Source organism: Kitasatospora sp. NPDC001539, assembly GCF_040298565.1.
In the GTDB taxonomy this organism is placed as follows: domain Bacteria; phylum Actinomycetota; class Actinomycetes; order Streptomycetales; family Streptomycetaceae; genus Kitasatospora.
Map to the genome: position 1 here is coordinate 18,427 of NZ_JBEPAK010000082.1, position 8,613 is coordinate 27,039.

At 75.3% G+C, this 8,613-nt stretch carries 5 protein-coding genes; 2 read left to right on the plus strand and 3 right to left on the minus strand.

Annotated features, from left to right (window positions below):
- The first annotated feature begins 328 nt into the window (after nt 1–328).
- Nucleotides 329–3,625, plus strand: a complete 3,297-nt coding sequence (locus tag ABT247_RS15485) for a sacsin N-terminal ATP-binding-like domain-containing protein (RefSeq protein WP_350742963.1) — start codon at nt 329–331, stop codon at nt 3,623–3,625.
- Nucleotides 3,626–3,709: 84 nt separating this feature from the next.
- On the opposite strand, the gene ABT247_RS15490 is transcribed toward ABT247_RS15485, so the two are convergent.
- The 3 genes from ABT247_RS15490 to ABT247_RS15500 form a co-directional block, all read right to left on the minus strand.
- The gene (locus tag ABT247_RS15490) at nt 3,710–3,919 is read right to left on the minus strand and encodes a hypothetical protein (RefSeq protein ID WP_350742965.1); all 210 of its coding nucleotides are present in this window, start codon (nt 3,917–3,919) and stop codon (nt 3,710–3,712) included.
- 107 nt (nt 3,920–4,026) lie between these two features.
- Complete coding sequence (locus ABT247_RS15495) at nt 4,027–6,483, minus strand: HAD-IC family P-type ATPase (protein WP_350742967.1); 2,457 nt, start codon at nt 6,481–6,483, stop codon at nt 4,027–4,029.
- A gap of 52 nt (nt 6,484–6,535) precedes the next feature.
- Nucleotides 6,536–6,907, minus strand: coding sequence for a DUF2530 domain-containing protein (locus tag ABT247_RS15500; RefSeq protein ID WP_350742969.1), 372 nt, complete (start codon nt 6,905–6,907; stop codon nt 6,536–6,538).
- Nucleotides 6,908–7,095: 188 nt separating this feature from the next.
- Here ABT247_RS15500 and ABT247_RS15505 point away from each other — a divergent pair, with 188 nt between their 5' ends.
- The gene (locus ABT247_RS15505) at nt 7,096–8,553 is read left to right on the plus strand and encodes an NCS2 family permease (protein WP_350742971.1); all 1,458 of its coding nucleotides are present in this window, start codon (nt 7,096–7,098) and stop codon (nt 8,551–8,553) included.
- The last annotated feature ends 60 nt before the right edge of the window (nt 8,554–8,613 follow it).

The following is an 8,613-nucleotide window of genomic DNA, read 5'->3' on the forward strand; positions in this document are numbered from 1 at the left end:
CACCCGCACCCCGCACGGCCCGTCCCACTGAACCGGTGGGGCGGGTCGCGCCGTACGCGGAGGTGGGGGGCGCTGCTGCCGCGGCGTCCGCTCCCCGCCGCCGCCCGTGGGACCCCCGCCCGCGGGCGGGCGCGGGGCGCGGCGGGCCGTCATCCGGCCGTCCGGGGCCTGAGGCCTGTCCCCGGCCTTCGCGGGGCCCGTTGCGGCCGCCGTGGGACCGCCGTGGAGCCGCTGCCGGGCCGTCGGGCCGGGCCGTGGTCGGGAGCAGTCAGTGGGGCAGGGAAGAATGCCCCTACGACGTACAGGGTGGCGGAAGGCGGCAGGTCCAGTGGAACCTCGGATCATCGGCAGCGGCACGGACGAGCACCTCGCGGACCCGTTCGGGAGCGCCGCGCTGCGCCGGCGGGTCCTGGACGCCTGGGCCGCCTCGCCGGCCCGCTTCCGGGAGGACGCCAACGCCGAGGAGGAGCTGGCGCTCGGCGGCTACCGCGACCGCCTGGTCGTCGAGTTGGCGCAGAACGCGGCCGACGCGGCGGTGCGCGCCGGGCACGGCCCCGGGCGGCTGCGGCTGACCCTCGCCGACGGCGTGCTGGCCGCCGCCAACACCGGCGCGCCGCTGGACGCGGCCGCCGTCGAGTCGCTGTCCACCCTGCGGGCCTCCTCCAAGCGCGGCGAGACGCCCGCCGTCGGCCGGTTCGGCGTCGGCTTCGCCGCCGTCCTCGCCGTCACCGACGAGCCCGCCGTGCTGGGTGCCGCGGGCGGGGTGCGCTGGTCGCTCGGCGAGGCCAGGGCCCTGGCCGAGGCGCAGCCCGCGCTCGCCGACGAGCTGCGCGCCCGGGACGGCCACGTGCCGCTGCTGCGGCTGCCGTTCGCGGCCGAGGGGCCCGCCCCCGAGGGCTACGACACCGTGGTGGTGCTGCCGCTGCGGGACGCCCCCGCCGAGGACCTGACCCGTCGGCTGCTGGCCGGGATCGACGACGCGCTGCTGCTCACCCTGCCCGGCCTCGCCGAGATCGTGGTGGAGACCCCGGACGGCACCCGCACGCTCACCCGCAGCGCCGCCGAGCCGCGCCCGGACGGCGTCACCGAGGTGACCGTCACGGACGACGCGGGCGGGCGGCTGCGCCAGACCGTCTGGCAGACCGCCGGCGCCTCCGGCCGGCTGGACCCGGAGCTGCTCGCCGACCGGCCGACCGAGGAGCGCGCCCGCCCGTACTGGACGGTGACCTGGGCCGTTCCCGTCGACGAGGACGGCACCCCGCAGCGGCCCGCCGTCGAGCCGGTGCTGCACGCGCCCACCCCCAGCGACGAGCCGATCGGCCTGCCGGCGCTGCTGATCGCCTCCTACCCGCTGGACTCCACCCGTCGGCACATCGCGCCCGGCCCGCTCGCCGACTTCCTCACCGAGCGCGCCGCCGACAGCTACGCCGACCTGCTCCGCGCCCGCGGCGCCGACCTCGGCTCGCTCGGCCTGGTGCCGGGCCCGCTCGGACAGGGGCCGCTGGACAACGCGCTGCGCGCCGCCGTGCTCTCCCGGCTGCCCGGCACGCCGTTCCTGCCCCACCCCGGCGGCGTCGAGGAGGGCACGCCGGCGCTGCGGCCCCGGGACGCGACGCTGCTGGAGGGCGCGGACGGCTCGGTGGTCGAGGCGCTGGCGCCGATCTTCCCCGGGCTGCTGCCGGCCGGGCTGGAACGCCGCACCGAGCTGCGGGTGCTGAACGTGCGCCGGGTGCCGCTGGCCGAGGTGGTCGACCAGCTCGGCGGCCTGGACCGCGACCCCGCCTGGTGGCGCAACCTGTACGCGGCGCTCGGCGCGGCCGACCCGGAGGCGCTCGGCGCGCTGCCCGTGCCGCTCGCCGACGGGCGGACCGTCACCGGGCCGCGGCGGGTGCTGCTGCCCTCCGAGGATGCCGACTGGGCGGCCTTCCCCGGCTACCCCGAGACGCTGGCCGGGGCGCTCGCCACGCTGGACCTGCGGCTGGCCCACCCGGAGGCCGCCCACCCGCTGCTGGCCAAGCTCGGCGCCGGCACCGCCACCCCGGCCGGGGTGCTGGACACCCCCGAGGTGCGGGCGGCCGTCGCCCGCTCCTACGAACTGGCCGAGGACGACCTGGACGCCGCGCTGGAACTGGCCGACGCCGTCCTGGCCCTGGTCAAGGCCGCCGCCCCGGCACCCGGCGAGCACCCCTGGCTGGCCCGGCTGGCGCTGCTGGACGACGAGGGCGAGCCCGCCCGTGCCGGCGAACTCGTACTGCCCGGAAGCCCGTTCGCCGCCCTCGCACGCGAGGAGGACGCCGGCTGGGTGGACGACGAACTGCTGGAACGCTGGGGCCCCGAGGTGCTCGCCGCCGTCGGCACCCTGGCCGACTTCGTGCTGGTGCGCGCCGAGGACGTGGTGCTCGACCCGGACGACCTGGAGCGGCTCGACCCGACCGCACCCGCCGACCGGGCCGCCGGCGGCCACCCCACCGGCCTGCTGGACGAGGCGCCGGACGGGCTCGCCGACTGGGCCGAGGACGTCCTGGAGGCGCTGCACGCGGACGAGGCGGTCGGCGTGCCGCCGGTGGCCGCCGAACTGCTGGCCGTGCGCGACCTCGACCTGGTCGACGACGACGCCTGGCCCGAGGCACTGGCCGCGCTGGCCCGCCCGCCGTACCGGGACGCCGTGGTCACCCCCGTGCGCACCCTGCTGCCGGACGGCTCCTACGCCGACCTGCCGCCGTACACCGCCTGGTGGCTGCGCGACCACCCGGTGCTGGACGGCCGCGAGCCCGCCGGGCTGCGCGCCGCCGGGGCCGACCCGCTGCTGCGCGGCCTCTACGACGAGGCGCGCACCACCCTGGACGAGCAGTTCCTGCACGCCCTCGGGGTGCGCACCACGCTGGCCGCCCTGCTCGCCGAGCCGCACGGCCCGGACGAGGTGCTGGACCGGCTCACCGACCCGGCGGCAGCGGTCGGGCACCGCCAACTGCACGGCATCCACAGCGCCTTGGCCAGGGTCGACCGGGAGCGGATCGAGCCGCTGGACGTCGTGCGGGCGCTGCCGCCGCTGGACCCGGACACCGGGCGCCGCCCGGACCACACGGTGGTGGTGGACGCGACCGAGGCGGTCGTCGCCGACGCCCCCGACCTGGTCCAGCTCCTGCACCCGTACCCGCTGCTGCCGGTGGCCCCGGCGCTCGCCGCGGACCTCGCCGAGCGGCTGCACGTGTCGCTGGCCAGCGAGGTGGCCGGCGGCCGGGTGCTCTCCGAGGGCGTGCTGCACCGGGTGCCGGCCGTGGTGCGGGAGCTGCTGCCCGGCTGCCCCGTCGTCTACGAGGAGCACGAGGAGCTGCTGGTCGTCGGCCCCGACGGCGCCGAGGCCGCGGTGGACTGGCGCTGGGACCACGAGGCGGACGCGCCGGAGCCGCCGTACGACCCGGAGCAGGCCGAAGCCGCCGACGAGGACGACGAGTTCGACGTCCCGCCGGTGCCCGGGCTGCTGCACGCCGCCACCCCGGAGGGCCTCGCGGCCGGGCTCGCCTGGTCGGTCGGGCAGTGGCACCGGCGCTTCGAGGTGCTGGCCGCGCTCAGCGAGCCGGACCGGGCGTACGAGCTGTCGGCGGCGCGGGACTTCGAGGGCTGAGCGGCGGGCCGGGGCTGGGCGGGCCTGGGCTCCGCCGGTCCCGTCCGTTCCGCCGGTTCCGCCGACCTGGCGGGCTCGGCGGGCTCAGCCGTTCCGCGGTTTGAGCCGCAGGTAGACGGTGGTGGTGACGGTCAGCCAGACCGCGCCGAGCGTCACCATCGCCGCGGCCCGCAGTGCGGGCGTGAGCCGGTCCGTCAGACCGACGCCGACCATCGCCAGCGCCGTCAGCCCGACCGCCAGCAGTCCGCCGAGGAAGGCGGTGAACGCCTCCAACTCCCCACCCCTGCGCGCCATCCGGCACCCCCTTCCGGGTGCCATGCTAGAGCGGGCGGCCTGGAACCGGGCTCATACGACCCGGTTCCTTCGACCCCGCTCGGCTGACCCGGGTCGTCCGAGCGGGCTCACTCCGCGCCGCGGCGCTTCATCCACGCCCAGGCGACCTCCAGCACCGCGCCGCAGATCAGCGCGATGCCCACGCCCGTCCACGGGTCGCGGTCGCCGACCAGGGAGAGCTGGAAGAAGTCGGACAGCGGCGGGACCACCAGGACCAGCGTGAACGCGCCGCCCATCGCGCCGATCAGCAGCAGCCGCCACCAGTTGTACGGCCGGGCGACGATGGCGAGCACCCAGATGGCGATCAGGAACAGCGTCAGGGTGGCCACGCTGGTGTCGGCCTTGAGGTCCGTCGTGTGGTTGGCGCGGGCCAGCGCGTAGGCGACGAAGGTGCCGGTGCCGGCGATGACGCCGCCGGGAACGGCGAGGCGCAGCACCCGCTTCACGAAGCCGGTGCGGGCCCGCTCGTTGTTGGGGGCCAGGGCCAGGAAGAAGGCCGGCACACCGATGGTGAGGGTGGACAGCACGGTGGAGTGCCGGGGCAGGAACGGGTACGGCGAATGGGTGAAGATCACCAGCAGCGCCAGCAGCACCGAGTAGACCGTCTTCACCAGGAACAGGCCGGCCACCCGCTCGATGTTGCCGATCACCCGGCGGCCCTCGGCGACCACCGAGGGCATGGTGGCGAAGGAGTCGTTCAGCAGCACGATCTGGGCGACCGCCTTGGTGGCGTCCGAGCCGGTGCCCATCGCCACGCCGATGTCGGCGTCCTTGAGCGCGAGCACGTCGTTGACGCCGTCGCCGGTCATCGCCACGGTGTGGCCCCGGGACTGCAGCGCCCCGACCAGCCGGCGCTTCTGCTGCGGGGTGACCCGGCCGAAGACGCTGGTCCGCTCGGCCGTGTCGGCGAGCTGCTCCGGGTCCTGCGGCAGGGTGCGGGCGTCCAGCGGGTGGTCCGCACCGGGCAGGCCGAGGTGGCCGGCCACCGCGCCCACCGAGACCGCCGCGTCACCGGAGATCACCTTGGCCCGGACGTCCTGCCCCGCGAAGTAGCGCAGGGTGTCGGCGGCGTCCGCCCGCAGCCGCTGCTGGAGCACCACCAGGGCGAGCGGACTGAGGCCGGCGGCGGGATCGGGGGAGTCCAGCGGATCGGGCGTGCGGCCGAGCAGCAGCACCCGCAGGCCCCGGGCGCCCAGCTCGTCCACCTCGGCGAGCGCCGGGTGCCCGGCGGGCAGCAGGACGTCGGGGGCGCCGAGCAGCCAGCTGGCCTCGCCGCCCTGCGGCTCCAGCAGCTGCACGCCGCTCCACTTGCGGGCGGAGGAGAAGGGCATCGCCTCGATCACCCGCCAGCCGTCGCCGCCCGGCCCCGGGCCGTCGCCCCGCCCGTACGCGTCGATCACGGCCTGCATGGAGGGGTTGGGCCGGGCGTCGGCGCCGGCCATCACGCCGAGCGCGTGCTTGACGGTGGCCTCGTCGACCGCGGCCGGCCCGCCGTCGGAGATCACCCGCAGGTCGATCACGTCCATGCCGCCCTCGGTGAGGGTGCCGGTTTTGTCCAGGCAGACGGTGTCCACCCGGGCCAGGCCCTCGATCGCCGGGAGCTCCTGGACCAGGCACTGCTTGCGGCCGAGCCGGATCACGCCGATCGCGAAGGCCACCGAGGTCAGCAGCACCAGGCCCTCGGGGACCATCGGCACGATGCCGGCCACCATCCGGCGGACGGCCTCGCGCCAGTCCCGCCCCTCGACGGCGAGCTGGCTGATGATCAGGCCGAGCGCGGTGGGGATCAGCAGGTAGGTGATGAACCGCAGGATGCTGTCGATGCCGGTGCGCAGCTCCGACTTCACCAGGGTGAACTTGCTCGCCTCCTCGGCCAGCTGGGCCGCGTAGGCCTGCCGGCCGACCTTGGTCGCGGTGAAGGCGCCCGCGCCGGCCACCACGAAGCTGCCGGACATCACCTGGTCGCCGGGCTGCTTGAGGACGGGGTCGGGCTCGCCGGTGAGCAGCGACTCGTCGACCTCCAGGCCGTCCGCCTCGGTGACCTCGCCGTCCACGATGACCTTGTCGCCGGTGCCGAGCAGCACCGTGTCGTCGAGGACGATGTCGGAGACGGCGATCTGCTGGACGGTGCCGTCCCGGCGGACCTGCGGACGGGCCTCGCCGATCAGGGCCAGGCTGTCCAGGGTCTTCTTGGCGCGCAGTTCCTGGAAGATGCCGATCGCCGTGTTCGCCACGATGACCAGGCCGAACAGGCCGTCCTGGAGGGGGCCGACGATCAGGATGATCCCGAACATGACGCCGATGATCGCGTTGAACCGGGTGAAGACGTTGGCCCGGACGATCTCCTTGGCGGACCGGCTGGAACGCACCGGGACGTCGTTGACGCGGCCGCTCGCGACCCGCTCGGCGACCTCGGCGGCGGTCAGTCCGCCACGCCGCCCGGGCAGCAACCCGAGGGGGTGCGCACCGTCCCGGCGCTCTCCGTCGGCCGGCTGCTCTTCCGCGGGCTGGGCAGGCTGGGTCATGGCACCGACTCTACGGGTGCCCTTTGTCCGATGCGTGCTACTAAAGGACCATTCAGTCCGACCGGGTGGCCGGGCCCGTACCGCTGCCGGAGCCGCCGCCGGAGCCGATGCCGCCGCCCGAGCCGCCGGAGCTGGTGCCGCCGCCCGAGCCGTCGCCGTCCGCCTCGCGCTGCGCGGCCTCGGCGGCGCGGCTGCGGGCGATCGCGTCCCGGCGGGCCCGGCAGTACCAGAGGCCGATCAGGCCGAGCAGGCCGCCGGAGAGGCAGATCCACGGCCAGGTGCCGTGCCCGTGGTCGGAGAGCGTGCCCTGGAAGGGCAGCAGCACGAGGAAGGCGACGAACCACAGGACCGTGCCCCCGCCGACGATGGCGACGTCGTTGGCCTCCAGCGGAGGGGGCGAGGGGTGCAGTGGCGTCTTGGGCATGGGGCCTAGCGTACGGTGCGCCGCGGGCCGTGCGGGGGCCCCGGCGGCACGGCCCCGCCGACCTGGGGTTCTACGCGCGAAGATAGCGCGGGTGCGATCCGGAAACCATACTTTGGTCTACGCCCGGCCACCGTCGCCCCGGGCGGTCTCCCCCCTCTCCTCAGCTCCCCCACAGAGGACTCCCCGCCATGCCAGTGGTCCAGCCGACCACCGAGTCGCCCGAACCCGACGCCGCACCCCAGCCCCCCACGGGTGCCCTCGACCGCTACTTCCGGATCACCGAGCGCGGCTCCAGCCTGCCCCGCGAGATCCGCGGCGGCGTCGCCACCTTCTTCACCATGGCGTACATCCTGGTGCTGAACCCGATCATCCTGGCCAGCGCCACGGACATGACCGGGGCCCACCTCGACAGCGCCCAGCTGGTCACCGCCACCGCCCTCACCGCGGGCCTCACCACCCTGCTGATGGGCGTGATCGGCAACGTCCCGATCGGGCTCGCCGCCGGCCTCGGCGTCAACACCATCGTGGCGCTGCAGCTCGCGCCGAAGATGACCTGGCCGGACGCCATGGGCATGGTGGTGCTGGCCGGCTTCGCGATCATGCTGCTGGTCGCCACCGGCCTGCGCGAGCGGGTCATGAACGCCGTCCCGCTCGGGCTGCGCAAGGCCATCGCGATCGGCATCGGCCTGTTCATCGCCCTGGTCGGCCTGGTCGACTCCGGCTTCGTCAGCCGCATCCCGGACGCCGCCCACACCACCGTCCCGCTGCAGCTCGGCGGCAACGGCCACCTGCTCGGCTGGCCGGTGCTGGTCTTCGTCTTCGGCCTGGTGCTCACTCTCGTCCTGGTGATCCGCAAGGTGCCCGGCGCCATCCTGATCAGCATCGCGGCCTCCACCGTGCTCGCCCTGGTCATCGACCAGGCGGCCGACATCCCGGCGCTCAAGTGGGGCCTCACCGTCCCGACCTGGCCGGGCAACCCGGTCGCCGCTCCCGACTTCGGGCTGGTCGGCAAGGTCAGCCTGTTCGGCGGCTTCTCCAAGGTCGGCGTGCTGACCGGCGTGCTGTTCGTCTTCACCGTCCTGATGTCCTGCTTCTTCGACGCGATGGGCACCATCCTCGGCGTCGCCGACGAGGCCCGCCTGCTCGACGCGAAGGGCGACCTGCCGGGCATCAACAAGGTCCTGATGGTCGACGGCATCGCCACCGCGGCCGGCGGCGCCACCTCCGCCTCCGCCAACACCTGCTTCGTCGAGTCCACCGCGGGCGTCGGCGAGGGCGCCCGGACCGGCTTCGCCTCGATCGTCACCGGCCTGCTCTTCATGGTGGCGCTCTTCCTCACCCCGCTGGCCACCATGGTCCCCGCCCAGGCCGCCACCCCGGCGCTGGTCACGGTGGGCTTCCTGATCCTCGCGAACTCCGTCAAGGAGATCGACTGGGCCGACTACACCATCGCGATCCCGGCCTTCCTGACCATCGTGATGATGCCGTTCACCTACTCGATCACCAACGGCATCGGCTTCGGCTTCATCGCCTTCTGCATCCTGCGCCTGGCCGCCGGCCGGGCCCGCAGCGTCCCGGCCCCGCTGTACGCGGTGGCGGCGGTGTTCGCCTTCTACTACCTGATGCCGGCCCTCGGCCTGCTCTGACGCCCCACGCGGCCCCCGCCCCACAGGCCGGCTGCCCGGCTGAACGCTGCCCCGCCCTCC

What these genes read in the sequence shown, in the direction of transcription:
- ABT247_RS15490 (WP_350742965.1), bottom strand. Translation starts at nt 3,919, where the DNA reads ATGGCGCGCAGGGGTGGGGAGTTGGAGGCGTTCACCGCCTTCCTCGGC.
- ABT247_RS15495 (WP_350742967.1), bottom strand. Translation starts at nt 6,483, where the DNA reads ATGACCCAGCCTGCCCAGCCCGCGGAAGAGCAGCCGGCCGACGGAGAG.
- ABT247_RS15505 (WP_350742971.1), top strand. Translation starts at nt 7,096, where the DNA reads ATGCCAGTGGTCCAGCCGACCACCGAGTCGCCCGAACCCGACGCCGCA.
- ABT247_RS15500 (WP_350742969.1), bottom strand. Translation starts at nt 6,907, where the DNA reads ATGCCCAAGACGCCACTGCACCCCTCGCCCCCTCCGCTGGAGGCCAAC.